This window comes from Rhodococcus sp. NPDC057529, assembly GCF_042802055.1.
Taxonomy (GTDB): Bacteria; Actinomycetota; Actinomycetes; order Mycobacteriales; family Mycobacteriaceae; genus Rhodococcus_F.
The window spans coordinates 103,922-127,919 of the sequence record NZ_JBHVEY010000018.1; the positions used below are offsets into that span (position 1 = coordinate 103,922).

Annotated in this window: 22 protein-coding genes; 7 read left to right on the forward strand and 15 right to left on the reverse strand. The window is 69.6% G+C overall.

Annotated features, from left to right (window positions below):
- Positions 1-97 precede the first annotated feature (97 nt).
- The 3 genes from ACFU5V_RS30330 to ACFU5V_RS30340 form a co-directional block, all read right to left on the reverse strand.
- Entirely contained in the window at positions 98-1,270 is a 1,173-nt protein-coding gene (locus ACFU5V_RS30330) for a cystathionine gamma-synthase (RefSeq protein ID WP_378703525.1), read from the reverse strand.
- A 21-nt stretch (positions 1,271-1,291) separates the two neighbouring features.
- A complete protein-coding gene (locus tag ACFU5V_RS30335; protein ID WP_378703527.1) occupies positions 1,292-1,825 on the reverse strand; it encodes a hypothetical protein in 534 nt (177 codons plus the stop codon).
- Positions 1,826-1,929: 104 nt separating this feature from the next.
- The gene (locus ACFU5V_RS30340; RefSeq protein WP_005255744.1) at positions 1,930-3,315 is read right to left on the reverse strand and encodes a cystathionine beta-synthase; all 1,386 of its coding nucleotides are present in this window, start codon (positions 3,313-3,315) and stop codon (positions 1,930-1,932) included.
- A gap of 135 nt (positions 3,316-3,450) precedes the next feature.
- Here ACFU5V_RS30340 and ACFU5V_RS30345 point away from each other — a divergent pair, with 135 nt between their 5' ends.
- Together ACFU5V_RS30345 and ACFU5V_RS30350 are read left to right on the forward strand one after the other, a co-directional pair.
- Complete coding sequence (locus ACFU5V_RS30345; RefSeq protein ID WP_378703528.1) at positions 3,451-4,473, forward strand: SGNH/GDSL hydrolase family protein; 1,023 nt, start codon at positions 3,451-3,453, stop codon at positions 4,471-4,473.
- A gap of 107 nt (positions 4,474-4,580) precedes the next feature.
- Positions 4,581-5,798 carry an acetyl-CoA C-acetyltransferase gene (locus tag ACFU5V_RS30350; RefSeq protein WP_378437133.1) on the forward strand — a complete coding sequence of 406 codons (1,218 nt, stop codon included), beginning with the start codon at positions 4,581-4,583 and terminating at the stop codon, positions 5,796-5,798.
- A gap of 68 nt (positions 5,799-5,866) precedes the next feature.
- On the opposite strand, the gene ACFU5V_RS30355 is transcribed toward ACFU5V_RS30350, so the two are convergent.
- From ACFU5V_RS30355 to ACFU5V_RS30365, 3 genes are all read right to left on the reverse strand, one after another.
- The gene (locus ACFU5V_RS30355) at positions 5,867-6,721 is read right to left on the reverse strand and encodes a Bax inhibitor-1/YccA family protein (RefSeq protein ID WP_378703530.1); all 855 of its coding nucleotides are present in this window, start codon (positions 6,719-6,721) and stop codon (positions 5,867-5,869) included.
- Positions 6,722-6,884: 163 nt separating this feature from the next.
- The gene (locus tag ACFU5V_RS30360; protein ID WP_378441941.1) at positions 6,885-8,027 is read right to left on the reverse strand and encodes a class I SAM-dependent methyltransferase; all 1,143 of its coding nucleotides are present in this window, start codon (positions 8,025-8,027) and stop codon (positions 6,885-6,887) included.
- Between the two features lies 1 nt (position 8,028).
- The gene (locus ACFU5V_RS30365) at positions 8,029-8,736 is read right to left on the reverse strand and encodes a nitroreductase (RefSeq protein WP_378441943.1); all 708 of its coding nucleotides are present in this window, start codon (positions 8,734-8,736) and stop codon (positions 8,029-8,031) included.
- A gap of 103 nt (positions 8,737-8,839) precedes the next feature.
- Between ACFU5V_RS30365 and ACFU5V_RS30370 the strand changes: the two genes are divergently transcribed.
- Genes ACFU5V_RS30370 through ACFU5V_RS30380 form a run of 3 tightly spaced genes read left to right on the forward strand, consistent with a single transcriptional unit; the run spans position 8,840 to position 14,018 of the window.
- Positions 8,840-12,337 (forward strand): protein kinase, encoded by a 3,498-nt coding sequence (locus ACFU5V_RS30370; RefSeq protein WP_378703606.1) that lies wholly within the window; start codon positions 8,840-8,842, stop codon positions 12,335-12,337.
- Between the two features lie 58 nt (positions 12,338-12,395).
- Entirely contained in the window at positions 12,396-13,124 is a 729-nt protein-coding gene (locus ACFU5V_RS30375; protein ID WP_378703532.1) for a flavodoxin family protein, read from the forward strand.
- 24 nt (positions 13,125-13,148) lie between these two features.
- Positions 13,149-14,018 carry a class II glutamine amidotransferase gene (locus ACFU5V_RS30380; RefSeq protein ID WP_378441180.1) on the forward strand — a complete coding sequence of 290 codons (870 nt, stop codon included), beginning with the start codon at positions 13,149-13,151 and terminating at the stop codon, positions 14,016-14,018.
- Between the two features lie 10 nt (positions 14,019-14,028).
- Here the strand turns inward: ACFU5V_RS30380 and ACFU5V_RS30385 are convergent, their stop codons facing one another.
- Entirely contained in the window at positions 14,029-15,078 is a 1,050-nt protein-coding gene (locus tag ACFU5V_RS30385) for a 2Fe-2S iron-sulfur cluster-binding protein (RefSeq protein WP_378703534.1), read from the reverse strand.
- A gap of 106 nt (positions 15,079-15,184) precedes the next feature.
- The gene (locus ACFU5V_RS30390) at positions 15,185-15,946 is read right to left on the reverse strand and encodes an SDR family NAD(P)-dependent oxidoreductase (protein WP_378703536.1); all 762 of its coding nucleotides are present in this window, start codon (positions 15,944-15,946) and stop codon (positions 15,185-15,187) included.
- Between the two features lie 114 nt (positions 15,947-16,060).
- Between ACFU5V_RS30390 and ACFU5V_RS30395 the strand changes: the two genes are divergently transcribed.
- Positions 16,061-16,834 (forward strand): SDR family oxidoreductase, encoded by a 774-nt coding sequence (locus ACFU5V_RS30395; protein ID WP_378703538.1) that lies wholly within the window; start codon positions 16,061-16,063, stop codon positions 16,832-16,834.
- 76 nt (positions 16,835-16,910) lie between these two features.
- Here ACFU5V_RS30395 and ACFU5V_RS30400 read toward each other — a convergent pair whose 3' ends face one another.
- From ACFU5V_RS30400 to ACFU5V_RS30425, 6 genes are read right to left on the reverse strand one after another with little or no spacing between them, the layout of a single operon-like run.
- A complete protein-coding gene (locus ACFU5V_RS30400; protein WP_378703539.1) occupies positions 16,911-17,723 on the reverse strand; it encodes a MaoC/PaaZ C-terminal domain-containing protein in 813 nt (270 codons plus the stop codon).
- A gap of 2 nt (positions 17,724-17,725) precedes the next feature.
- On the reverse strand, positions 17,726-18,904 hold the full coding sequence (locus ACFU5V_RS30405; protein WP_378703541.1) for a lipid-transfer protein: 1,179 nt from the start codon (positions 18,902-18,904) through the stop codon (positions 17,726-17,728).
- On the reverse strand, positions 18,901-19,332 hold the full coding sequence (locus ACFU5V_RS30410; protein WP_378703542.1) for a MaoC family dehydratase: 432 nt from the start codon (positions 19,330-19,332) through the stop codon (positions 18,901-18,903). The genes ACFU5V_RS30405 and ACFU5V_RS30410 overlap by 4 nt, the downstream gene beginning before the upstream one ends.
- The gene (locus ACFU5V_RS30415) at positions 19,329-20,441 is read right to left on the reverse strand and encodes an acyl-CoA dehydrogenase family protein (RefSeq protein WP_378703544.1); all 1,113 of its coding nucleotides are present in this window, start codon (positions 20,439-20,441) and stop codon (positions 19,329-19,331) included. The genes ACFU5V_RS30410 and ACFU5V_RS30415 overlap by 4 nt, the downstream gene beginning before the upstream one ends.
- Entirely contained in the window at positions 20,441-21,376 is a 936-nt protein-coding gene (locus tag ACFU5V_RS30420; RefSeq protein WP_378703545.1) for a bifunctional MaoC family dehydratase N-terminal/OB-fold nucleic acid binding domain-containing protein, read from the reverse strand. Before ACFU5V_RS30420 ends, ACFU5V_RS30415 begins: the two co-directional genes overlap by 1 nt.
- The gene (locus tag ACFU5V_RS30425) at positions 21,373-22,539 is read right to left on the reverse strand and encodes an acyl-CoA dehydrogenase family protein (RefSeq protein WP_378703547.1); all 1,167 of its coding nucleotides are present in this window, start codon (positions 22,537-22,539) and stop codon (positions 21,373-21,375) included. Before ACFU5V_RS30425 ends, ACFU5V_RS30420 begins: the two co-directional genes overlap by 4 nt.
- Positions 22,540-22,678: 139 nt before the next feature.
- Here ACFU5V_RS30425 and ACFU5V_RS30430 point away from each other — a divergent pair, with 139 nt between their 5' ends.
- Positions 22,679-23,119 (forward strand): nuclear transport factor 2 family protein, encoded by a 441-nt coding sequence (locus tag ACFU5V_RS30430; RefSeq protein WP_378703549.1) that lies wholly within the window; start codon positions 22,679-22,681, stop codon positions 23,117-23,119.
- Here ACFU5V_RS30430 and ACFU5V_RS30435 read toward each other — a convergent pair.
- Positions 23,103-23,990, reverse strand: a complete 888-nt coding sequence (locus tag ACFU5V_RS30435) for an LLM class F420-dependent oxidoreductase (RefSeq protein ID WP_378703551.1) — start codon at positions 23,988-23,990, stop codon at positions 23,103-23,105. The two genes, ACFU5V_RS30430 and ACFU5V_RS30435, sit on opposite strands and share 17 nt — an antisense overlap.
- Positions 23,991-23,998 lie beyond the last annotated feature (8 nt).

The following is a 23,998-nucleotide window of genomic DNA, read 5'->3' on the forward strand; positions in this document are numbered from 1 at the left end:
GAAAGAACCCAGGGGGGTTAAGTAGGGACCTCCCCGCCCCCTTGGGGGGGTGGAGGGGCCGGAAGACCCTCAACCAACACACGGGCGCCGGAGGCGCCTACTTCAGCGCCTGCTCGATGTCGCCCACCAGATCGGCGGCGTCCTCGATGCCGACGGACAGGCGCACCAGGTCGTCCGGCACCTCGAGGAGCGAGCCGGCGGTCGAGGCGTGGGTCATGGCGCCCGGGTGCTCGATCAGCGATTCGACGCCGCCGAGCGACTCGGCCAGCGTGAAGATCTCGGTGCGCGAGCAGAAGTCCAGCGCGGCCTGCTTGCCGCCGGCGAGGCGGACCGAGATCATGCCGCCGAAGCGGCGCATCTGCTTCTCCGCGACCTTGTGGCCGGGGTGCGACTCGAGCCCGGGGTAGATGACCTGCGACACCGCGGGGTGCCCGCTGAGCAGTTCGACGACCTTCTCGGCGTTGTCGCTGTGCCGCTCCATGCGCAGCGAGAGGGTCTTGATGCCGCGGAGGGTGAGGAACGCGTCGAACGGTCCGGGGACCGCGCCGGCACCGTTCTGCAGGAACGCGAACGCCGTGTCGAGTTCTTCGTCGTTGGTGACGAGTGCGCCGCCGACGACGTCGGAGTGCCCGCCGATGTACTTCGTCGTCGAGTGCAGCGCGATGTCGGCGCCGAGTTGCAGCGGCTGCTGCAGGTACGGCGACGCGAACGTGTTGTCGACGACGATCTTCGCGCCGGCCTCGTGCGCGATGTCGGACAGCGCCTCGATGTCACCGATGTTGAGGAGCGGGTTGGTGGGCGTCTCGACCCACACGAGCTTGGTGTTGGGCCGGATGGCGGCCCGGACCGCGTCCACGTCGGACACCGCGGCGGGCGTGTACTCGATGCCCCACTGGGTGAAGACCTTGTCGATCAGGCGGAACGTTCCGCCGTAGGCATCGTTCGGGATGACGAGGTGGTCGCCGGGGCGGAGCGCGGCACGGAGCAGGCAGTCGGTGGCGGCCATACCCGACCCGAAGGCGCGACCGTACGTGCCCGACTCCAGGGCGGCGAGGTTGGCCTCGAGCGGTCGTCGGGTGGGGTTGCCGGTGCGGGCGTATTCGAATCCGTTCCGCATGCCGCCGACGCCGTCCTGTGCGAACGTCGAACTCGCGTAGATGGGGACGTTGACGGCGCCCGTCTGCGGGTCGGGGTCGAATCCTGCGTGCACGGCCTTGGTGGAGAACCCCTGCCAGCTGATGTTGTCCGCTTTGCTGCGCTGCTCACTCATGGCCCCCAGCCTAGTGGGGACCTAATTCTCCAGATACTCCGCGATGGCGAAGGCGACGTCGAGCTTGGTCGCGTCGCTGACGGACGGGTCGAGCGCGTTGACGATGATGCTGTGCTCGGGTGTGAGCAGGGCCATGGCCACGACGTCGAGGACCACCCCGCCGAACTCGGCGGACCGGGGGTCGGCGACGACGTTCGTCCCGTTCCGCATCTCGACGATGACGGCAGGGTCGGTGACCTGCGGCCTGACCGATGCGGTGATGGTGCTCATCACGTTGGTCGGTCCCTTGGACCACGAGCAGGTGGGATCGGTCGATCCGGGGAGGACGGCCTCGGTGAGATGCGGCCGATCCGAGACGAGCCGGCCGAGCGCCGTCGTCAGCGCGGCGCAGTCGGCGGGCGCTTCGGACGGCGACGTGCCCGAGGACACCGATCCGACGCCGGACGATTCCGGCTGTGCGACGGCGGCACCCTCGATGCTGTTCCCACATCCGGCGGCGGCGAACCCGAGCAGGGCGACCGGAACCACCAGGACACGACGCAGACGAGCACTCACTGGGAACTCCCCCTCACGGACAGCGGACCGGCACCCCGCTGTGCACCGTACGTTCCGTGCGCAGCGGGGGCCGGTCTTTTCTCGTCCTGACCTAGGCGTGTCGTCTAGGAGCCGGCGCTGAGGAAACCGAGAAGGTCGTGACGGGTGATGACGCCCGCGGGCTTTCCGTCGTCGACGACCATCAGCGCGTCGGTGTCGCCGAGCGCCTTGGTGGCAGCCGACACCGGTTCGCCCGAACCGATGAGCGGGAACGGCTTGCTCATGTGCTTCTCGACCGGGTCGGCGAGGTGTGCGCGGCCCTCGAAGACCGCGCTGAGCAGGTCGCGCTCGGTGACGCTGCCTGCGACCTCACCGGCCATGACGGGCGGCTCGGCACCGACGACGGGCATCTGGGACACCCCGTACTCGCGGAGGATCTCGATGGCGTCGCGCAGCGTCTCGGACGGGTGGGTGTGGACGAGGTCCGGAAGTTCGCCGGACTTGCCGCGCAGCACGTCGCCGACGGTCTTCTCGTCGGGCTTGCCGTCGAGCGGGGTGCGGAGGAATCCGTAGGACGCCATCCACTTGTCGTTGAAGATTTTCGACAGGTATCCACGACCACCGTCGGGCAGCAGGACGACGATGACGGCGTCGGGGCCCTCACGCTTGGCGACCTCGAGCGCGGCAACGACGGCCATGCCGCAGGAACCACCGACCAGCAGGCCCTCCTCGCGGGCGAGACGACGGGTCATCTCGAAGGAGTCGGCGTCGGACACGGCGATGATCTCGTCGGGGATGGACGGGTCGTAGGCGCTGGGCCAGAAGTCCTCGCCCACTCCCTCGACCAGGTACGGACGGCCGGTGCCCCCCGAGTACACGGAGCCCTCGGGGTCGGCGCCGATGACCTTGACCTTGCCGCCGGACACCTCCTTGAGGTAGCGACCGGTGCCGGTGATGGTGCCGCCGGTGCCGACGCCCGCGACGAAGTGGGTGATCTTGCCGTCGGTGTCGGCCCAGATCTCGGGGCCGGTGGTCTCGTAGTGGCTCTGCGGGCCGCCCGGGTTGGAGTACTGGTTGGGCTTCCACCCGCCGGGGAGTTCGCGGGCGAGGCGGTCGGAGACGCTGTAGTAGCTGTCCGGGTGCTCGGGCGCGACCGCGGTGGGGCACACCACGACCTCGGCGCCGTACGCCTTGAGGACGTTCCGCTTGTCTTCGCTGACCTTGTCGGGGCAGACGAACACGCACTTGTATCCGCGCTTCTGGGCGACCAGCGCGAGGCCGATGCCGGTGTTGCCGGACGTGGGTTCGACGATGGTCCCACCCGGTTTCAGCTCGCCCGACGCCTCCGCGGCGTCGATCATCTTGACCGCGATGCGGTCCTTCGAGCTTCCCCCCGGGTTGAGGTATTCGATCTTGGCTGCAACGGTCCCGTGGTTCTCACCGATGACGGAAGAGAGCTTGACGAGAGGGGTGTTGCCGATCAGGTCGACGACGTGTTCCGCGATGCGCATGCCTCCATGCTCCCAGATGCCCTGATCCGATGCCCACAGACGTCCGGCACGGGGGCCCCGATCCGACTAGATTGGTGCCGACGCAGTCCGCTGGAACCCGTGAGATGAGCACCACGTAGCGGAAAGGTGAGACCAGTGCCCAAGAGGACCTGGCAGACCGGAGTGAAGGCCGGCGCCGCGGCTGTCGTGGCAGGTTCGAGCGCAGGCACGCTGTCGTGGGCGGCGTACTCGTATCTGATGTCGCAGGCGACGGCGGCCCGCGGGGTGATCGGGCGCAACGTCGCCAAGCCGCCGGAGGCCGACGGCGTCTACTCCCCCGGCGCCGCGGTGCCCGACCGGTGGCTGCGGACCACCCCCTACGACATCCACCTGATGATCTTCGGCGACTCCACGGCCGCCGGGGTGGGGTGCCTGTCGGCGGCGGAGGTGCCCGGCGTGCAGATCGCACGACGCCTCGCCGACGAGACCGGGAAGCGGATCCGGCTGAGCACCAAGGCCATCGGCGGCGCCACGTCCCGCGGGCTCAGCGGGCAGGTGGACGCGATGTTCGTCGCCGGGCCGCCGCCGGATGCCGCGGTGATCCTGGTCGGCGCCAACGATGTGACGAGCAAGAACTCCATCCGGGCGTCGGCGCGCAGGCTCGGGGAGGCCGTCGAACGGCTCCGCGCCCACGACTGCGCCGTCGTCGTCGGAACGTGCCCCGACCTGGGGGTGGTGACGGCGATTCCGCAGCCCCTGCGGACCGTGGTCCGGACCTGGGGGCTGCGACTGGCCCGGGCGCAGGCGGCCGCGACCAGCGCGGCGGGCGGCCACCCGGTGGCACTCGCCGACCTGCTGGCCCCCGAGTTCCTGGCGGCGCCCGACCGGATGTTCTCCTCCGACCACTTCCACCCGTCGGCGGCCGGCTACGAATTGGCGGCGATCCAGATCGTGCCCGTACTCGCGACGGCCCTGGGCGTGTGGCACGGCGGCCCCCTGCCCGATCTGCCGGAGGTGTCGGAGGCCGCGGAATCACGCAAGCTGTCGACCCGGATGACGGCCTCGCTCAACCGTTTCCTGTGGCGACGCGACGTCCGGCGACGCGCACCCGCCCGCCTCGACGAACTCCTCGCGATCGAGGAGGCGTCGGCGTCCGGGACGCGACGGGTCGCTGAGTGAGATGGCGGCGACCCCGGCGGGCTCCGGCAACGTAAGTTGTCGGGAAGGCCACAGAACGGGTGGTCTGAAACACAGTGCAGGCACCCGCAGTTGACAAAGGAGTTTTCATGCCCGAGGCAGTCATCGTCTCCGCAGTACGCTCACCGATCGGCCGAGCCATGAAGGGCTCGCTCAAGACCATCCGCCCGGATGATCTGACGACGCAGATGGTGGCCGCGGCGCTGGCAAAGATCCCCGAACTCGACCCCACCGAGATCGACGACCTGCTCCTCGGCTGCGGCCAGCCCGCCGGACAGTCGGGCTTCAACATCGCCCGCGTCGTCGCGGTGGAACTGGGTTACGACTTCCTGCCCGGCGTCACCGTCAACCGCTACTGTTCGTCCTCGCTGCAGACCACCCGGATGGCGCTGCACGCGATCAAGGCCGGCGAGGGCGACGTCTTCGTCTCCGCCGGTGTCGAGTCGGTGTCCAGCTTCGTCACCGGCAACGCCGACGGCCTGCCGAACACCAAGAACGCGAGGTTCGCCGACGCCGAGGCGCGCACCGCGAAGCTCGCCGAGGGCGGTGTCGCGTGGACCGACCCGCGTGAGAACGACCAGATCCCCGACGTCTACATCGCCATGGGGCAGACCGCCGAGAACGTCGCTTCGGCCACCGGCATCACCCGCGAGGAGCAGGACCGCTGGGGCGTCCGCTCGCAGAACCGCGCGGAGGAAGCGATCAAGAACGGCTTCTTCGAGCGGGAGATCACCCCGGTCACCCTGCCCGACGGCACCGTCGTCAGCACCGACGACGGCCCCCGCGCCGGCACCACGTACGAGGGCATCAGCCAGCTGAAGCCGGTGTTCCGGCCCGACGGCACCGTCACCGCGGGCAACGCGTGCCCCCTCAACGACGGCGCCGCCGCGCTCGTGATCATGTCCGACACGAAGGCGAAGGCCCTCGGCCTCACCCCGCTGGCGCGCATCGTGTCCACCGGGGTGTCCGGCCTGTCGCCGGAGATCATGGGTCTCGGCCCCATCGAGGCCGTCAAGAAGGCACTCGCCATCGCAGGCAAGTCCATCTCCGACATCGACCTGTTCGAGATCAACGAGGCGTTCGCGGTGCAGGTTCTCGGTTCCGCCCGCGAACTGAACATCGACGAGGACAAGCTGAACATCTCCGGCGGCGCCATCGCCCTCGGCCACCCGTTCGGCATGACCGGCGCCCGCATCACCAACACCCTGCTGAACAACCTCCGCGAGCAGGACAAGACGTTCGGCGTCGAGACCATGTGCGTCGGCGGCGGTCAGGGCATGGCGATGGTCCTGGAGCGCCTGAGCTAGGCGGCTCCGCCGCCTGTGCGTGGTTGACGAGTGCAGAGACTCGCTAACCACGCACGGGCGCGAAGCGCCTAGTCGCTGTTGAAGTAGCTCAGCAGTCGCAGGATCTCGACGTACAGCCACACCAGGGTGACGGTGAGGCCGAAGGCGACGCCCCACGCTGCCTTCTCCGGCGCCTGGGCGCGGATCAGCTGGTCGGCGGCGTCGAAGTCCAGCAGGAAGCTGAACGCGGCGATGCCGATGCAGACGAGGCTGAAGATGATCGCCACGGGACCGCCGTCGCGGAGGCCGAGGCCGCCTTCGGTGAAGAAGCTGGCGATCAGGTTGCCGAGGGCGAGGACGACGACACCGATGAGGGCGCCGATGATCATCCGCGTCAGGCGGGGAGTGACCCGGATGGCGCCGGTCTTGTAGACGACGAGCATGCCGAAGAACACACCGAACGTGCCGAGCACGGCCTGCCCGATGAGCGCCGCACCGCCGACTCCGCCGAAGGTGACGTCGGTGAACATGAACGACAGCGCGCCGAGGAACAGGCCCTCCGCGACCGCGTAGGCGAGGACGATGCCCGGGTTGTCCATCTTGCGGCCGAACGTGGCCACGAGGACCAGTACGAGACCGACGAGGCCGCCGCCGATGACGAGCGGGGCCGCGAGGTTCGCGTCGTTGCTCACCAGGAAGTAGGAGATGATCGCCGACACCGTGAGCACGCCGAGCGTGACGCCCGTCTTGGTGACGACGTCGTCGATGGTCATCGAACGGTGGTCGGGACCCGTCCGGTAGGGCTCGGCCTGCGTGTACTGCGGCTGACCGAACTGCTGCGTGACCTGCGCGGCGCCGGCCGTCGTAGATCCGAACGAGGCGTATCCGCCGCTGCCCTCTTGTTTGGGCAGGTTGCGGAACACCGGGTTACTGGTGGTGCGCACCGTGCACATCCCTTCTCGTGGCTCGCCGGGTGGATCCGGGTGTCTTGTACGTTGAACGTCCGGCACCCGACGCAAGTTCCCGTTCGTCGCTTTCGGGTCGGACAATTCGGACTCTACCGGTGCCGCCGGGACACTCGCCAGACGAGGCCGGTCGGCGTGGCGGTCAGGCCACCGACCGGGTGACCGTGAATTTGGGATTCCGCCCGACCACGTCGGTTCTGCCGACGAGCCGCTGCAACCGGCCGCGGTATCCGAGGTGGGAGTTGTACACGGTCCACAACTCGCCACCGGGCCGGAGCACGCGGCCGGCTTCGGCGAACATCTTCGACGCCCCACCGGTGTGGACGGCCGCGCCCACGTGGAACGGCGGGTTGCACAGGACGACGTCCTGGCTGTCGGTCGCGAGGGTGGACATGGCGTCGTCGCGCAGGGTGGACACCCGCCCGTCGAGACCGTTGGCGCGGGCGGTCGCGGCGGCCGACGCCACCGCCGCCGACGACTGGTCCGTCGCGATCACCGACACCTCCGGGAGGAGCCGGGCCAGGCTGACGGCGAGGATGCCGGTTCCGCAGCCGAGGTCCACGGCGTCCCGTGCCCGGGGGTTCACCCGGGGCAGGAAGTCGAGGAGGTATCGGGTCCCGATGTCCAGTTTGGGGCCGGCGAACGCCGCCCCGTAGGAGACGACGTCCAGCCCGATCTCGGCGAGATGATCGGTGACGGGGTACGTCTGCTGCGCCGAGTCCCGCGGTCCGCTCGCGATCAGCACCCGCGACTTCTGCCTGCCGAGGGTGGCGCGGACGTCGGCGAACGACCGCCCGAGCACGTCGTTCATGGCGGTGGAGATGTGCTTGTTGCGTCCGCCCGCGTAGACGACGACGGACGGGTCGGCGTGGCGGGCGATCGCCTCGGCGACCTCGGTGAGTTCGCCGAGGCTCCGCGGCAGCTGCATCAGCACGACCGTCGCCCCCGCGAGCAGTTCCTCGCCGAGCGCGCACGACCGGTACCGGTCGGCGAGCCCGACGGTCGCGGCGTTGGCGGCCAGGGCCCGTTCGCCGGTCAGCGGGTCCTGGTGCACGCGGATTCCGGTGGCACCGTGCGCCGCCGCGGCGCCGAGGGTGAGCGCGCCGTAGTGGTCGCCGATCACGGTGAGCGTCCCGGGAGGCGCGGCGGACAGGGCGGCCGCGGCCTCGTCGAGGATCAGCCGGTCGGCGGCGTCGACGGCCGTCAGGTTGGGGGCCTCGACGTCGGGGCGGCGGCGCAGCCGGGAGAACAGGTCGTCCCGGTCGAACACTTCGGAGTCGAGCACGTTACCGGGACACCCACTGCGCGACGTGGGCGACGGGTTCCCGGTGGGTGCGGAATCCGTTGACGGGGTTCTCGGTGTCGGGGTACCCGAACGAGATGGCGCACACCACCCGGCGGTCCTCCTCGAGCGCGAAGAAGTCATGGATGAACCGCGAGCTTCCCGCGACGGCGGCCTGCGGGATGGTCGCCACCCCGAGGCTCTGCGCGGCGAGCAGGAATGTTTCGACGTACAGGCCGCAGTCCACGGCGCCGTAGGTGCCGAGCGCTTCGTGGGTGGTGACGATCGCGACGTGCGGCGCCCCGAACAGGTCGAAGTTCTTCATCGTCTGCTCGGCGGACGCGGCCCGGTCGCCGGGGGCGATCCCGACGCTGGCGTACAGCTGCATGGCGCACTCGCGGCGGCGCAGTTTGTGCTCGCCCACGTATTCGCGGGGCCAGTCGAAGTCGGATTCCTGCGGATGGGTGCGGACGTAGTCCGCCAGTCCGGCGCGGAACCGCTCGGTGCCCTCCCCCTCGGTGATCGCGACCTGCCACGGCTGCGTGTTGCACCACGACGGCGTCTGCTGGGCGAGTTCGAGGATCCTCGCGATCACGTCGCGCGGCACCTGCTCGGGCAGGTATGCCCGGCAACTGATTCGCGCGTCGAGGAGCTGGGCCAGGGTGCGCTCGGCCGGGGTCGTGCGCGCTGTCGCAATGCCGGTATCCGTCACCGTCGAATTCTCCTCGGGTCTACTCGTTCTCGAACACCGCTCTCCGTGTCGCACGACCGCGATATGCTGGCGTCAGTGCACCGAGAAGGTGATTTCATTGAGTGTGCCACGACACCCGGAAAGCAGTTCCGGGCCGACCGACTCGGATCCGCAGGCTACCAAGCGGATCGTCGTGACCGACATCGTCGCGGAGCTGTCTTCGGAAGGATTCGACGACGCCCGCGAGATCGGCCGGGGAGGGTTCGGGGTCGTGTACCGCTGCCTCCAGACGGCCCTCGACCGCACGGTCGCGATCAAAGTGCTGTCCTCCGATCTGGACGGCGAAGACCGGGAACGTTTCCTGCGCGAGCAGCGTGCGATGGGAAAATTGTCGGGGCATCCGCACGTGGTCGACATCCTGCAGTCCGGGGTGACGCGCAGTGGCAGGCCGTACATCGTGATGCCGTATCACCAGCGCAACTCGCTGGACGCCTGGATCCGCCGCGAAGGGCCGCTGCCGTGGAGTGACACGCTGCGCATCGGCGTGAAGCTGGCGGGCGCCCTCGAGACGGCGCACCGCCTCGGCACGCTGCACCGCGACGTGAAGCCCGCGAACATCCTGCTCACCGGTTACGGCGAACCGCAGCTCACGGACTTCGGCATCGCACGCGTGTCGGGGGGCTTCGAGACCACGTCGAGCATGATCACCGGTTCGCCGGCGTTCACGGCGCCGGAGGTCCTGCGCGGCGACCCGCCGTCCGCGTCCTCCGACGTGTACAGCCTGGGCGCCGCCCTGTTCTGCCTGCTGACCGGGCATGCCGCGTTCGAGCGGCGGAGCGGGGAGCGGCTCGTCGCGCAGTTTCTCCGCATCGCCACCCAACCCGTTCCGGATCTGCGGGGCGAGGACATTCCCGACGACGTGTGCACTGCCATCGAGCGGGCCATGTCCGAGGAACCGACCGACCGCCCCGCATCTGCAGCGGAATTCGGGCAGGAACTCCGCGACATCGAGCGCAGGCACGGCCTCGACGTCGACGAGATGGCGCTCCCCGCCGCGGCCGACGAGTTCCCGCGCGCCGAGCACACCTCGACGCCGACCACGCAGTCCTCGCAGTCCGGGCGCAGTCGCAGCTACCGGCGCCGGTCCGGTGCCACCCCGCCGAGCGCCGCCGCCCGGTTCCGGCCGCCGACCCCGATGCGTTCGCTGGTGGAGCGCACCCGCCTCCTGGATCTACTGCGGCTGGGTCAGCGGAGGCGGTTGACGCTCATCCACGCCCCCGCCGGTTTCGGGAAGAGTACCGTCGCGGCCCAATGGCGCGACGTCCTCATCGAGGACGGCGCCGCCGTCGCCTGGTTGACGGTGGACAACGACGACAACAACGTCGTGTGGTTCCTGTCGCACCTCGTCGAGGCGATCCGCCGCGCCGAGCCGACGCTGGCCGACGAACTGGGCCAGGCGCTCGACGAGAACGGCGCCGACGCGGAACGGTTCGTGCTGACGTCGCTGGTGAATCAGGTCCACGACAGCAGGCGGCACGTGGTGGTGATGATCGACGACTGGCACCGTGTGACGTCATCGGACACGATCGCGGCGATGGACTTCATCCTGGAGAACGGCTGCCACCACCTGCAGATGGTGGTGAGCAGCCGAAGCCAGGCGGGACTTCCGCTCGCCAAGATGCGGGTGCGCGACGAGCTGGTCGAAATCGACTCCGTGGCTTTGCGTTTCGACCTGACGGAATCGCAGCGGTTCCTCGTCGACCTCGGCGGACTGCACCTCGACGACTCCGACGTGGAGGCGCTGGAGGAGACCACGGACGGGTGGGTGGCGGCGCTGCAACTGGCGTCGCTGTCGCTGCGCGACCGCGACGACCCCGGCGACCTCATCCGGCACATGTCGGGCCGCCACCACGCGATCGGCGAGTACCTGGCGGAGAACGTGCTCAGCACCCTCGAGCCCGCGCTGCTCGACTTCATGCTGGCCACGTCGATCACCGAGCGGGTGTGCGGTGAACTCGCGGGCGTGCTGGCGAACGTGACCCGCGGTCAGGCCCTTCTCGAGCAGGTCGAATCGCGCGACCTGTTCCTGCGCAGCCTCGACGAGGACCGCGAGTGGTTCGAGTACCACCACCTGTTCGCCGAATATCTCCGCCGACGGCTCGAGCGCGATCATCCGTCGCGCGTCGCGGATCTGCACCGTGCGGCCGCGCACTGGTTCGCCGACCACCACTACGTCAGCGACGCAGTGGATCACGCGCTGGCGGCGGGCGACCGCGACGTGGCCGTCGTGGTGGTCGAGGAACAGGGCATGTATCTGGTGGAGCATTCACGGATGGTCGCGCTGCTCGGCCTGGTCGACAAGCTGCCGCAGACGCTGGTCGAGTCCAGTCCGCGCATCCAGATCGCGGTGGCGTGGGCGAACATCCTGCTGCAGCGGGTGTCGCCGGCGCTGAAGGCCCTGTCGCTGGTCGCGTCGAGCCTCGAGTCCTCGTCGCTGAGCGAGTCCGAGCAGGCCGACATCCGGGTGGAGGGCGACATCGTCCGCGCCGTGATCGCGGTGTCGTCCGATCGCATCGCCGGAGTACCCGACCTCATCGCGGAATGTCTGGCCCGGCCGGAAACACTACGCGCGTGGGTGGTCTCGGCGGGGGCCAATCTCGCCTCCGCGGTCGCGATCGCCCAGTTCGACTTCGTGGAGGCCCGCCGCCTGCAGGAGTGGGCCACCGGCTACCACCAGCGGACCATCGGACCGTTCAGCAAGATGTACGGCTACTGTTTCGCCGGAATCGCCGCGTGGGAGCAACTCGACATCACGGCCGCCGAGGACAACTTCCGGCTGGCCGTGCAGACCGCGACGAAATCGATCGGCTCGCACTCGCACGCCGCACGTCTCGCGGGGGCGCTCCTGGGCGAGCTGATGTACGAGCTCGGCCGTCTCGACGAAGCCGAGCGACTTCTCGACGAGAGCTACGAACTCGGACCCGAGGCGGGCATAGTCGATTTCATGATCGCCCGGTTCGTGACGGGCGCCCGGCTGAAGGCGGCCCGCGGCGACGTCGTGTCCGCTGCCCGGCACCTCGACGAGGGAGCGTCCGCGGCGGCGTCGCTGGGACTGCCCAGGCTGCGGGCCCGGGTCGAGAACGAGCGGGTCCGGCTCGGCCTGCCCGCCTCGCCGCAGCCGCCGCCCACTGCCGGGAAACCCACCCGGGAACCCGATTTCGGTTTCGCCGAGATCATCGCGCAGCTCGACGACGCCACCGAGATCCGGAAGCAGTCGGCGGTCGAGCCCGACGTCGCATGTCGTCGCGCGCAGGAGTGGGTGCGCCGGGTCGAGCAGGAGCGCAGGCCGAGGGCGGCGATGCAGGCCAATCGCCTGCTCGTCGCGTGCCTGGTGGCCGCGGGACGGGTCGACGAAGCGAAGCCGGTGCTGGCGTCCATCGCCGCGACGTGTGTGCGAATCGGCTTCGTGCGCTACCTCATCGACGGCGGTCCGCGCATGGTGCCCGCCCTGACGGCACTCCTCGAGGACAGGCGAGCGGGCCGGTGGTCGTCCGACTGGCCGGATGTTCCGGCGGAGTTCCTGGCCGCGGCACTGGAGACGGCGACGCCGATCGAGAGCTAGCCGTGCCCTGTCGCCACTTCCGCCACGAACAGGAACCGCCGCGGCATATCGTGGACTGATGACCGATCCATCGCCGCAGGACGGACCACGGTTCAGCGGGCTGCGTGCCCTGTTCGTCAACTGCACCCTCAAGCGGTCACCCGATGTGAGCAACACCCAGGGGTTGATCGACCGCAGTGTCGGGCTGATGGAGAAGGAAGGAGTGTCGGTCGACCAGTTCCGGGCGGTGGACCACGACATCGCGACCGGCGTCTACCCGGACATGACCGAGCACGGGTGGCCGAGCGACGAATGGCCGGAACTGTTCCGGCGTGTCCTGGACGCCGACATCCTGGTGCTGGCGGGCCCGATCTGGCTGGGCGACAACGGTTCCGTCACGAAGCAGGTGATCGAGCGGCTGTACGGGTGTTCTTCGCTGCTCAACGACCACGGCCAGTACGCGTACTACGGGCGGACCGGCGGTTGCCTGATCACGGGCAACGAGGACGGGGTCAAGCATTGCGCGATGAACATCCTCTACAGCCTCCAGCATCTCGGATACGTGATCCCGCCGCAGGCCGACGCCGGATGGATCGGTGAAGCGGGCCCCGGCCCGTCGTATCTCGACGAGGGGTCGGGCGGCCCGGAGAACGATTTCACCAACCGCAACACCACGTTCATGACGTACAACCTGATGCACGTCGCCGCGATGCTGAAGAAGGCAGGCGGGTTCCCCGTGTACGGCAATCAACGCTCGGAGTGGGACGCCGGTTGCCGCCCCGACTTCGCCAACCCGGACTACCGCTGAACCGTCCCACCCGAGAGGGAAGCCATGTGCCGATTGTTCGGGCTGTCCGCCGCCCCGCACCGCGTCCGCGCGTCGTTCTGGCTGCTCGACGCCCCGGACAGCCTGGCGCAGCAGAGTCACCGCGAGCCGGACGGCACCGGCCTCGGCACGTTCGCGGAGGACGGGACGCCAGTGGTCGAGAAGCAACCGCTCGCCGCCTACGAGGACGCGGAGTTCGCGCAGGAGGCGAAGCACCGGTACTCGGCCACATTCGTCGCGCACATCCGTTTCGCGACCACGGGCGAACTGCTTCCGCAGAACACGCATCCGTTCGCCCAGAACGGTCGCGTGTTCGCCCACAACGGCGTGGTCGAGGATCTGCCGAAGCTCGAGGCGGAACTGGGCTCCGATCTCGCGCTCGTTCACGGCGACACCGATTCGGAACGCGTCTTCGCGCTCGTGACCAGTCACATCGGCAGGAACGGCGGCGACGTCACGGCAGGGATCACGTCGGCCGCGCGGTGGCTGGCCGACAACGTGCCGATCTACGCGCTCAACATCCTGCTCACCACCCCCGGCGAGTTGTGGGCGCTGCGCTACCCGGACACGCACGATCTGCTCTTCCTCGAGCGGCGCGCGGGCGGTCCGAGCGGCGGACGCCACCTCCAGCACGCGAGCACCCCCGGCCGGATCCGAGCCAGGTCCGAACATCTGGCCGAGCGTCCCGCGGTGGTCGTCGCCAGTGAGCAGATGGACGAGGACCCCGGATGGACGCCGCTGCAGCCGGGCGAACTGCTCCACGTCGGCCGCGACCTCGGCGTCACCCGCGATGTGATCGTCGATCGCCCGCCGCGGTACCCGATCCGCCTCGCCGACCTGAACGCCCGCGCGGCGGCCGCGCAGACCGAGAAGTAGCCGGCACCAGTCAGAACTCGACCCGCACGTGCCCACTGACGGGACGGGCCTGGCACGCGAGGATGTAGCCGCTCGCGATGTCCTCGGGGTCGAGGATCGACGCGTTGTCCATGTCCACTTCACCCTCGACGACCGTGCATGCGCAGGAACCGCATTCGCCTTCACGGCACGAGTACGGGACATCGAGGCCCTTGGACAGCATGACGTCGACGAGCGTCGCCCGGCGCGGCCAGGTGAGGGTGTGCGCCTCACCGTCGAGGCGCACCTCGACCGTCGACGCCGCTCCCGCTTCCGGCAGGTCCTCGACCACGACGTCCGCGAACGGATCCCCCGTCAGTGAGATGAACACTTCGGCGTGCACGCGGTCCCGGGGGACGCCGGCGAGTGCGAGCGACTCGTGGATCGCCTCCATGAACGGACGCGGTCCGCACAGGTACGCCCGGTGGTCCCGGAACCGGTCCGACAGGTTCGCCAGCTGCCGCGGCGTCGGCAGGCCCTGCACGCTCTCGAGCCAGTGCACGACGGTCAGCCGGTGTTCGTGGCGGGCGGCGAGGTCCCGCAATTCGTCGGCGAAGATCACCGACTTCTCGTCCCGGTTCGCGTACACGAGAACGACTTTCCCGCTCCCCTCGCTCAGCGCCGACTTGAGGATCGACATCACCGGGGTGATTCCGCTGCCCGCGGCGAACAGGATCAGGTCCTCGTCCAGGCTCGCCGGGGTGAACACTCCGGCGGGCGGCAGCACCTCGATGCGGTCACCGACGCCGACGTTGTCGCACAACCAGTGCGAACCGTACCCGCCCGCGGTGCGCTTGATCGTCACCTTCGGCAGGTCGTCGGTGAACGGCGAACTGGCCAGCGAGTAGCACCGAGCGACGGATCCCGTCCGATCGCTCGGAATGCGCAGCGTCAGGAACTGACCCGGCTTGTAGGCGAATTCGTGCCTGCGCTCGTCGGGCACGTCGAACACCAGCGACCGGGCGTCGGACGTCTCCTCCACGACGGCGGCCACGGTGACCACTACTGATCGCGAACTGCGTGGTGTTTCAACGGTCGTCATCGCGACGGTGCCCTCTCGCTACGGTAATTCGATCCTGCCGAAACTAGTGCAGTTCGACAGCGGTGGCCTCAGCCCTTCCCGCTGGGCGGGACCCGGATTCTCGCCCTCAGCCCCACCGGGACTGCCCGCCGTCCAGGGGGATGGTCGCCCCGGTGAGATAGCCGGCGTCCTCGCTCACGAGGAACACGACGGCCCGCCCGATGTCGGTCTCCGCATCACCGACGCGTCCGAGGGGGATGCCCGCCACGAACTCCGCCGCCTCGTCCGGGTTCCGGTCCATCCACCGGGCGAGGGCCGGACTCTTGGCGTGCGGGGCGACGGACAGCACGCGGATGCCGTCCCGGCCCCATTCGCAGGCCGCCGACCTGGTCAGCGAACGCATGCCCTCCTTGATCGAACCGTAGGCGCCGTAGTTGCTGGCGTCCCAGCGCACGGCCGCCGACGTGACGAGGTTGACGATCACGCCGCCGCCGCGCGAGACCATGTGCGGGTGGCACGACTGCATCATGCGCAGCGTCGCGAGCGGTCCCGTCGCGAACGACCGCTCGTACTCCTCGTCGATCACCGACAGGATCGGTCCCGGTGAGCAGTCGTTGGCGTTGTTGACCAGGATGTCGACGCCGCCGAACAGATCCACGGTCCGCTCGACGGCGGACGTGATGTCCTCGCGCCTGCTGACGTCGCACACCACGGGTGCGCTGCGGGCGCCGATCGCGGACAGTTGCTCGCACGTGTCGTGCAGTTTCGATTCCGTGCGTCCGGCGACCGCGATCGCCGCCCCTTCCCGCGCGAGGGCGAGGGCGATGCCCTGCCCGATCCCCTGGCCGGCACCCGTGATCAGTGCCACCTTGCCGTCAAGTGTGTTCATGTTCGCTCCCGTTCCCCTACCATCGAGACCAAGCAATTGCTTGGTCGTGCATATTCACTGATCACCGCCGAGCGCCGGGTCTCCCCCGCGCTCCTCACTCCGAAGGTCTCCGCCGTGACACATCCCCGTCCTCTCGATTTCACCGGCCGCTCCGTCGTCGTCACCGGCGGCACCAAGGGCATCGGTTTCGTCGTCGCCGAATCGTTTCTCGCCGCGGGTGCGAACGTGCTCGTGTGCGGACGGTCCGTGCCGGACACCCTGCCCGCACACGGCGATCGCACCGCCGCGTTCCGCGCCACCGACGTTCGCGACCACGCCGACGCCGCCGGACTGATAGACGACGCCGTCGCACGATTCGGCCGCCTCGACGTCCTCGTCAACAACGCGGGCGGGTCGCCCGACGCCGACGCCGCCACCGTGTCGCCGCGCTTCGTCGAGAAGATCGTCGCGCTGAACTTGCTGGCTCCCTTCACCGTCGCCCAGGCCGCCAACGCGGTGATGCAGCAGCAGTCCGACGGCGGCGCGATCGTCAACATCGGCAGCGTCTCGGCCCACGATCCGCAACCCGGCACCGCCGCGTACAGCGCCGCGAAGGCCGGACTGCTGGTTCTCACGAAAGCGCTTGCGCTCGAATGGGCTCCGAAGGTCCGGATCAACCACATCACCACGGGCCTGATCCGGACGGCGGGCGCGGCGGCCGTCTACGGTGACGACGGTGGCGCCGCCGTCACCCGGACCCTGCCGATGGGGCGGATGGCGGTGCCGTCCGACATCGCGGACGCCTGCCTGTTCCTGGCGAGCCCGCAGGCGTCGTACGTGAACGGTGCCGATCTCGCCGTCCACGGCGGCGGCGAGTACCCGGCGCGGTACCTGGCGACCCACCCCTGACCTCGACACCGAATGTCGCACCGGTTCAGTTGACCCGCACCGGTGCGACATTCGGCGTCGGAAGACGACCGTGCGGTCAGCCGAACGCGGCGCGGGCGCCGGCGATCACCGGCCGGTCGCCCTGGACGAGTTCGAACGACGCGTCACCCGGATCACCCCAGGCTCGCAATGTCGGCGCATCGCCCGGGTAGACCGGTGCGGCGAACCGCCCTTCCAGGCGGACGAGGTCGGCCGGGTGGACGTCCAGCGCCCGCGCAAGTTCCAATGCGCTCGCGGCGAGGGTGCACAGGCCGTGCATGATCGGCCGGGGCTGGCCGATCCGCTCCGCCGCCGCCGGGTCGATGTGGATGTGGTGCCGGTCGCCGGTGAGCCGGTACAGCGCCGCTTGGTTCTCCGCGGTCTGCAGCACAGCGTCCACAGCCGGTTCGTCCTCGGGCCGAGCCGGTTTCGCGGGGCCTCGATCGCCACCGAAACCCCCGGCGCCCGGCGCGAACAGCGACCAGGTGGCGACGAAGAACTCGGACTCGACGCGCACCTCGAACACGGCCGCCGAGCCCTTGTCCCACACCTCGCCGACCGACGCCGACAACTCGATCTCGCCGCGACGCGGAAGTGGCGCGAGCACCGTCAGTTCCTGCGAGCCGTGCAGCGCGGTCTTCGTGTCGAAGGCGCCCCGCGACCCCAGTTCGTCGGGCGCCCACTGGGCGAGCGTCAGAGCGAACGTGGGCAGCACCCGCAGACGCTCCTCGAAGACGAGGTCCAGTTCGGTGGCCCGCCCGCCCACCGCCAGTGCGTACAGGATGGCGTCGCGTTCGTCGTACCTCACGGTGCGGGTGCCGAGGTCCGCGCCTCGCCACGCTCCTGCCGTCGTGCGCTCGGTTGTCGTCATGATCAGTCCTCTCTGCCCAGGATCAGGCCGCTGGTGGGCACGGCGGTGCCCGCGGTCACCAGCACGTTGCCGATGCCGTCCGGTTGTGTGGTCGACGTTCCGCGGATCAGGCGTACCGCCTCGGCGATGCCGTTGACCCCGTGCAGGTAGGCCTCGCCGATCTGGCCGCCGTGCGTGTTCGCCGGGAGGCGGCCGCCGACCTCGAGGTTGCCGTCCCGGATGAAGTCGTTCGCCTCGCCGGGGTCGCAGAACCCGAGTTCCTCGAGTTGCGGCAGGACGAGCGGGGTGAAGTGGTCGTAGAGGATCGCCGCCGTGATGTCGCCCGGCGCGAGACCGCTCTGCCCGTAGAGTTGCCTGCCGACGAGACCCATTTCGGGTATCCCGGTGATGTCGGGCCGGTAGTAGCTGGCCATCATGTGCTGGTCCTTCCCGGACCCCTGCGCGGCGGCCTTGATCATCGCCGGGGTGGTGCGCAGATCCTTGGCGCGTTCGGCGGAGACCACGACGAGCGCCTGGCCGCCGTCGGTTTCCTGGCAGCAGTCCAGCAGGTGCAGCGGTTCGGCGATCCACCGCGACTGCTGATGGTCGTGGAGGGTGATGGGCCTCCCGTGGAACCAGGCGGCGGGGTTGACGGCGGCGTGCTTGCGGGCGACGACCGCGACCCGGCCGAAGTCCTCGCTCGTGGCGCCGTACCGGTGCATGTACCGGCGGGCGAACATCGCCACCCACTGGGCGGGGGTCGACAGTCCCTGCGGCGTGAGCCAGGCGTACGCGGCCCGGTCCGCGGTGCTGTCCATCGGTCGGTCGTGCTGCCCGAGTCCGTAACGCACACCGGACCGTTCGTTGAACGCGCGGTAGCAGACGACGACGTCCGCGATGCCCGTTGCCACGGCCATGGCCGCCTGCTGGACGGTGGCGCACGCGGCGCCGCCGCCGTAGCCGATGCGGGAGAAGAACTTCAGCTCACCGATGCCCGTGTTGCGGGCGACGAGTACCTCACCGTTCGTCTCGGCGGTGTACGTGGACAGTCCGTCCACTTCGGACGGGTCGATGCCCGCGTCGGCGAGCGCGGCGACGATCGCCTCGCACGCCAGTTGCAGTTCGCTTCGTCCGGAATGTTTGGAGAATTCGGTCGCGCCGATGCCGACGATGGCGGCGGCGCCCGACAGGGGGCTGGTCACCGGTCTCCTCCCGCAGGGAAGGCGACGACGACGGTGCCGGTGGCGTGATCGCCGAGGCTGTTCGTGCCGCGGATCTTCACGGTGACGAGGCCGTCGTCCTTCGCGACCACCTCACCGGTCAGGGTCATCGCGTCGCCGGGGTAGTTGGGGGCGCCGAGCCGCACCGCGATGCGGCGCAGTGACGCGTGCGGGCCGGCCCAGTCGGTGACGAACCGACCCACCAGCCCGTTGGTGGTGAGGATGTTCATGAACACGTCCTTCGATCCCCGCTCCACGGCGAGGTCCGGGTCGTGGTGGACGTCCTGGAAGTCGCGGGTGGCGAGCGCGGTGGCGACGATCAGGGTGCGGGTCAGCGGAATCACCAGTTCCGGCAGCCGGTCGCCGATCTGCACGGTCTCGTAGGTCGTGGCGCCCACGGTCGCGGTCATGCGACCACCCGCGCCCCGGACGCCAGCTGCGCGCCCAGACGTGCCAGGTCGGAGCCGGCGCCGCCGAACGTCGCGGCGAGCTGTTTGCCCCACAGCAGGTGCCGGTGCACCGGGTAGCCGGTGTCGACGCCGATTCCGCCGTGTACGTGCTGCGTGCGGTGGACGACCCGCTGGCCGCCGTCGGTGGCCCACCATTTCGCCACCGTCACGGCGGTCCCCGGGTCGTCCCCGCTCCCGAGGAGCCAGACGGCCTGCCACAGCGTCACCCGCATGGCTTCGAGGTCGATGTAGCAGTCCGCGAGCTGATGGGTGACGGCCTGGAATGTCGCGAGCGGGCGACCGAACTGGGTGCGCCCGTTGAGGTATGTGACGGCCTGGCGCACCGCGCCTTCTCCCACGCCCAGTTGCAGGGCGGCGACCGCGAGTTCCGCCCGTTCGAGCAGCCATCGCACCGCGGTGCCGTCCGCCGGGCCGACCGCTTCCGCCGGTGCCGCGTCGAATGCGAGATTCGCGCAGATCTCGCGGGTCGTCGACTCCGCCTGCTGCGCAGTCACTCCCGCGGTCCCCGGATCCACCAGGAACAGCGCCGGACCGGTCGGGGTGGTCGCCGACACGAGGACGTGTTCGGCGAGGTGGACCACCGGCACCGCCGCCTTGGCTCCGTGCAGCTGCCACCGGCCGTCCACCTCGCGGGCCGCCGTCGCCGGTTCACCGTCCGCACAGGGTCCGAACTCCTCGAGCCCGACGGTGAGGATCACGCTGCCGTCGGCCGCCGCGGGGACCAGTGCGCCCCGTTGGTCCGGCGTCCCGAACTCGGCGATCGCGAGTGCGCCGAGCACGTGCGGCCACAACGGAACCGGCGCGACGGTCCGGCCCTGCTCCTCGAGCAGCACGTACAGTTCGGCGAGTCCCGCGCCGCCGCCCCCGAGGTTCTCGGGCAGGGCGATGCCGAGCAGACCTGTGGTGGCCAGTTCGCGCCACAGTTCCCGGTCGATCCGGTCGGCGGTCGACTCGATCTCCTCGAGTCGCTCGGGTCGCGACTTGGCGGCGAACACGTCCGCGGCCAGTCCGCGCACCGCCTCCTGCTCCTCGCTGAAGGTGAAATCCATCAGTGGTCCTCCAATACAGGCCGGAATGCGGGAAGGGTGAGTTCGGGGTCGGCGTCGATCCAGTCCAGTTCCACCGGCATTCCGATGTGCACGTCCCCCGGTTCGACACAAGTCATGTTGGCGATCAGCCGGGTGCCCTCCTCGAGTTCGATCACCGCGACGATCAGGGGGTAGTCGAAGGCGTCGATCTTCGGGTGGTGGTTGACGACGAACGTGTAGACAGTGCCCCGTCCCGACGCATCGACGGTGTCCCAGTCGGTGGAGCGGCACTCGCCGCACATCGGTCCGGTCGGGTGCCGCAACACCCCGCAGCCCGTGCACCGCTGGATGACCAGGCGGTGCTCGCGGGCGGCCGCGAACCAGAAGGCGTTGTCGTCGTTCAGGGCGGGCCGCGGGCGCAAGGGGCGTGGGGCCGGCCGTTCGGCGGGCCGGAAGCGGAGTGTCCGCCACCGCTGGGTGCCGACGATCTCACCGTCGCCGTTGCGGTACGTCTTGAGGGTCGTGACGAAATGTCCGGCGCCGAGCCCGGTCTGCTTCTCCACGGACACGGACTCGACCACCTCGGCCGTGCTGACCCTGTCGCCGGGGCGCAGTTCGGCGAAGAATTCCTGGTCCGAATCCGTGGCGACGACGGACGTGAATCCCGCCTCGTCGAGTGTGTCGATCAGTTCCGTCCAGACCGGTGACGGGTCGGCGCCGGACATCCTGTCGGCGTACGTGCGCATCGTCCACACCTGCAGCATCTGAGCCGGCGCGACGGCACCGCCGCGGCCGGTGGCGCGTGCGGCGTCGTCGTCGAGGTAGACGGGGTTCGTGTCGCCCATCGCCTCGGCCCAATGCCGGATCATGGGGGTGTTCACCGGGTCGGGACCCCAGGTGGCCGGGACGATCGTCCGCCCCTCGAAGGCGCGGAGCCGGGTGAGGAGTTCGCTCATTTCACCCTCTTCTCGCGGACGAGCCCGAGGCCGAGGGTGCCGACCATGTCGCGGAGCACCTCGTTGACGCCGCCGCCGAACGTGTTCACCACGCTCTGCCGGGAGATCTGTTCGATCTGGCCGGCGAGAATCGCGCCCGGCGAACCCGGCCGCAACCGTCCCGCGGCGCCGAGGATCCCGAGCAGCGTGCGGTAGACGTCGACGTGGGTTTCGGTGCCGTACGTCTTGGTGGCGCCGGCGTCGGCGCCCGACAACTGATCCCGAGCGACGGCGGCGGTCATCTTCCAGTTCAGCAGTCGCATCGCCTCGAGCTTCGCGTGCGTGCGCGCGAAGTCCATCCGTACCCAGGGGATGTCGAGTGCGCCGTTCTCCCGCGCCCAGTCGAGAACCTGGTGCCACAAGCCGAGTGCGCGGCCGCCGAGCGCCGCGAGCCCGATCCGTTCGTGGTTGAGTTGCGCGGTGATCAGCTGCCACCCGCCGTGGACGTCTCCCACGACGTCCTGATCGCCGACCCGGATCCCGCTGTAGTACGTCGACGTGACCGTCAGCCCTCCCACGGTGTGGATGGGCGACCAGCTGAACCCGGGGTCGTCGGTGGGCACGATGAGGATCGAGATTCCCTTGTGTTTCGGGGCGTCCGCATCGGTGCGACACGCCAGCCACACGTAGTCGGCGGTGTTGGCGCCGCTGGTGAAGATCTTGTTGCCGTCCACGATCCACGAGTCCCCGTCGCGCACGGCCCGGGTCTGCAGCGAGGCAAGGTCGGTGCCGGCTTCCGGTTCGGTGTAGCCGATGGCGAAGACGATGTCGCCGGCCAGGATTCCGGGCAGGAACCGCGCCTTCTGCTCCTCGGTGCCGTACTTCATCAGCGTGGGCCCGACGGTGTTGACGGTGACGAACGGGAACGGCAACCCGGCCCGCTGCACCTCGTCGAAGAACACGAACTGGTCTTCGATCGACCGGCCCTGCCCGCCGTACTCGACCGGCCAGCCGACACCGAGCCAGCCGTCCTTGCCCAGCAGCCGCACGATGTCGCGGAAGTGTTCGCCGCCGACACCCTCCTCACCCGCAATCCGCCGTGTCTCCTCCGGCAGCAGCGCCGCGAAGTAGGTGCGCAATTCCCGCCGGAGTTCCCGCTGCGCGGGCGATTCCCTCAAGTCCATCGGCGATCTCCTCATGCCTGTGCGTGGCTGTCGCCACGTGTGTTCTGGACGCTAACCAGGCCTCCCACGCCGCACAGCCGCTGTCTCGGTCAGCGGGAGGCGGCTGTCGCGGAGGCCGCACGTCCGCTGAAATGGTGCAATGGCCACCGGATTCGCTCTCACCGAACTCACCGCCCGTTACGCGCGGGCCGTCGACCGGCGCGAGGCGGCAACGCTCGCGGCATTGTTCGACCCGGACGCGACGTTCGTCCTTCCGCCCGCGTTGACCGGCACCGGGACGGCGACGGAACTGCGCGGCAGTGACGTGCTCGCGTCCGCCGTCGTGGACGCGGTCTCCCCTCTGCAGGCCACCCGGCACGTCGTCCACCAGCAGGTGATCGACGTGGACGGGCCGATGGCGTCGGGCGAGACGTACTGCACCGCGCACCATGTCTACTCCGGCCGGAACGGATTCCGTGACAACCGGATCGCGCTGCGCTACCACGACCGATACGTGCTCGGCGACTCCGGCTGGCGGTTCGCCCGGCGCGAACTGATCGTCGACTTCAGCGAGGACGTACCGGTCACCGTGCCGGACTGAGTCCCAGGCGGGCCGAGCAGACGGCCATCTCGTCGACGACCTGGTCCAGGGACTGCGCATGCCGGGACGCCGACAGCACGAGCCGGTTCGCGCCCAGGTCCCGGGACCGCGCGAGCTTGGCCTCGTCCAGCCTCGGCAGCGTGGCACCCAGCACGAGTTCGACGTCGGCGGAATCGCGGCCGGCGTCCGCTGCCGCCGCCCGCATCCGGGCGATCGCCCGGTCGAGGTCGTCGCCGGCCAGGCCGAGCGGCTGGAACCCGTCGCCCAGCCGCCCGGCACGCCGCGCGGCCGCCGGGCTGTGTCCACCGATGTAGAGCGGGACTCCCGAGTCCCGGTGCGGTTTGGGCCAGCTCTGGGCGCCGCGGAAGGAGAAGTGCTCACCCTCGAAGTCGACCGCGGCGGTGCCCGACCACAGGGCCCGCATCACCGCGATCGCCTCGTCGGCGATCGCGCCCCGCCGGTCGAAATCGCCCCCGCAGGCTTCGATCTCCTCGCGCATCCAGCCGACACCGAGGCAGATGCGGAGGCGTCCCGCCGACAGCCGGTCCAGGGTGGCGAGGCGTTTCGCCAGCACCACCGGGTGATGGTTGGGCAGTACCAGTACTCCCGTCGCGAGACCCAGGGTCGTCGTGGCACCGGCGACGAACGACAGCAGTTCCAGGGGGTCGGGGAGGCTGCAGTCGTCGGGCAGATGCGACTTTCCGGTGGGCGAGTACGGGTATTCGCTCGCCGTGTCCGCGATGACGACCGAGTGCTCGACGGCGGAGATCTCGTCGAATCCGAGTGATTCGGCAGCCCTGGCGAATTCGAGTATCCACTCGGGCTCACCGGCCCGTCCCAGCTCGACGGGAATCACCACACCCAGTTTCATGTCACCCT

Bases quoted from the DNA above. Each gene is read 5' to 3' on its own strand.
- ACFU5V_RS30330 (WP_378703525.1), bottom strand. From the start codon at position 1,270: ATGAGTGAGCAGCGCAGCAAAGCGGACAACATCAGCTGGCAGGGGTTC.
- ACFU5V_RS30340 (WP_005255744.1), bottom strand. From the start codon at position 3,315: ATGCGCATCGCGGAACACGTCGTCGACCTGATCGGCAACACCCCTCTC.
- ACFU5V_RS30350 (WP_378437133.1), top strand. From the start codon at position 4,581: ATGCCCGAGGCAGTCATCGTCTCCGCAGTACGCTCACCGATCGGCCGA.
- ACFU5V_RS30375 (WP_378703532.1), top strand. From the start codon at position 12,396: ATGACCGATCCATCGCCGCAGGACGGACCACGGTTCAGCGGGCTGCGT.
- ACFU5V_RS30380 (WP_378441180.1), top strand. From the start codon at position 13,149: ATGTGCCGATTGTTCGGGCTGTCCGCCGCCCCGCACCGCGTCCGCGCG.
- ACFU5V_RS30385 (WP_378703534.1), bottom strand. From the start codon at position 15,078: ATGACGACCGTTGAAACACCACGCAGTTCGCGATCAGTAGTGGTCACC.
- ACFU5V_RS30390 (WP_378703536.1), bottom strand. From the start codon at position 15,946: ATGAACACACTTGACGGCAAGGTGGCACTGATCACGGGTGCCGGCCAG.
- ACFU5V_RS30400 (WP_378703539.1), bottom strand. From the start codon at position 17,723: ATGACGACAACCGAGCGCACGACGGCAGGAGCGTGGCGAGGCGCGGAC.
- ACFU5V_RS30410 (WP_378703542.1), bottom strand. From the start codon at position 19,332: ATGACCGCGACCGTGGGCGCCACGACCTACGAGACCGTGCAGATCGGC.
- ACFU5V_RS30415 (WP_378703544.1), bottom strand. From the start codon at position 20,441: ATGGATTTCACCTTCAGCGAGGAGCAGGAGGCGGTGCGCGGACTGGCC.
- ACFU5V_RS30420 (WP_378703545.1), bottom strand. From the start codon at position 21,376: ATGAGCGAACTCCTCACCCGGCTCCGCGCCTTCGAGGGGCGGACGATC.
- ACFU5V_RS30425 (WP_378703547.1), bottom strand. From the start codon at position 22,539: ATGGACTTGAGGGAATCGCCCGCGCAGCGGGAACTCCGGCGGGAATTG.
- ACFU5V_RS30430 (WP_378703549.1), top strand. From the start codon at position 22,679: ATGGCCACCGGATTCGCTCTCACCGAACTCACCGCCCGTTACGCGCGG.
- ACFU5V_RS30435 (WP_378703551.1), bottom strand. From the start codon at position 23,990: ATGAAACTGGGTGTGGTGATTCCCGTCGAGCTGGGACGGGCCGGTGAG.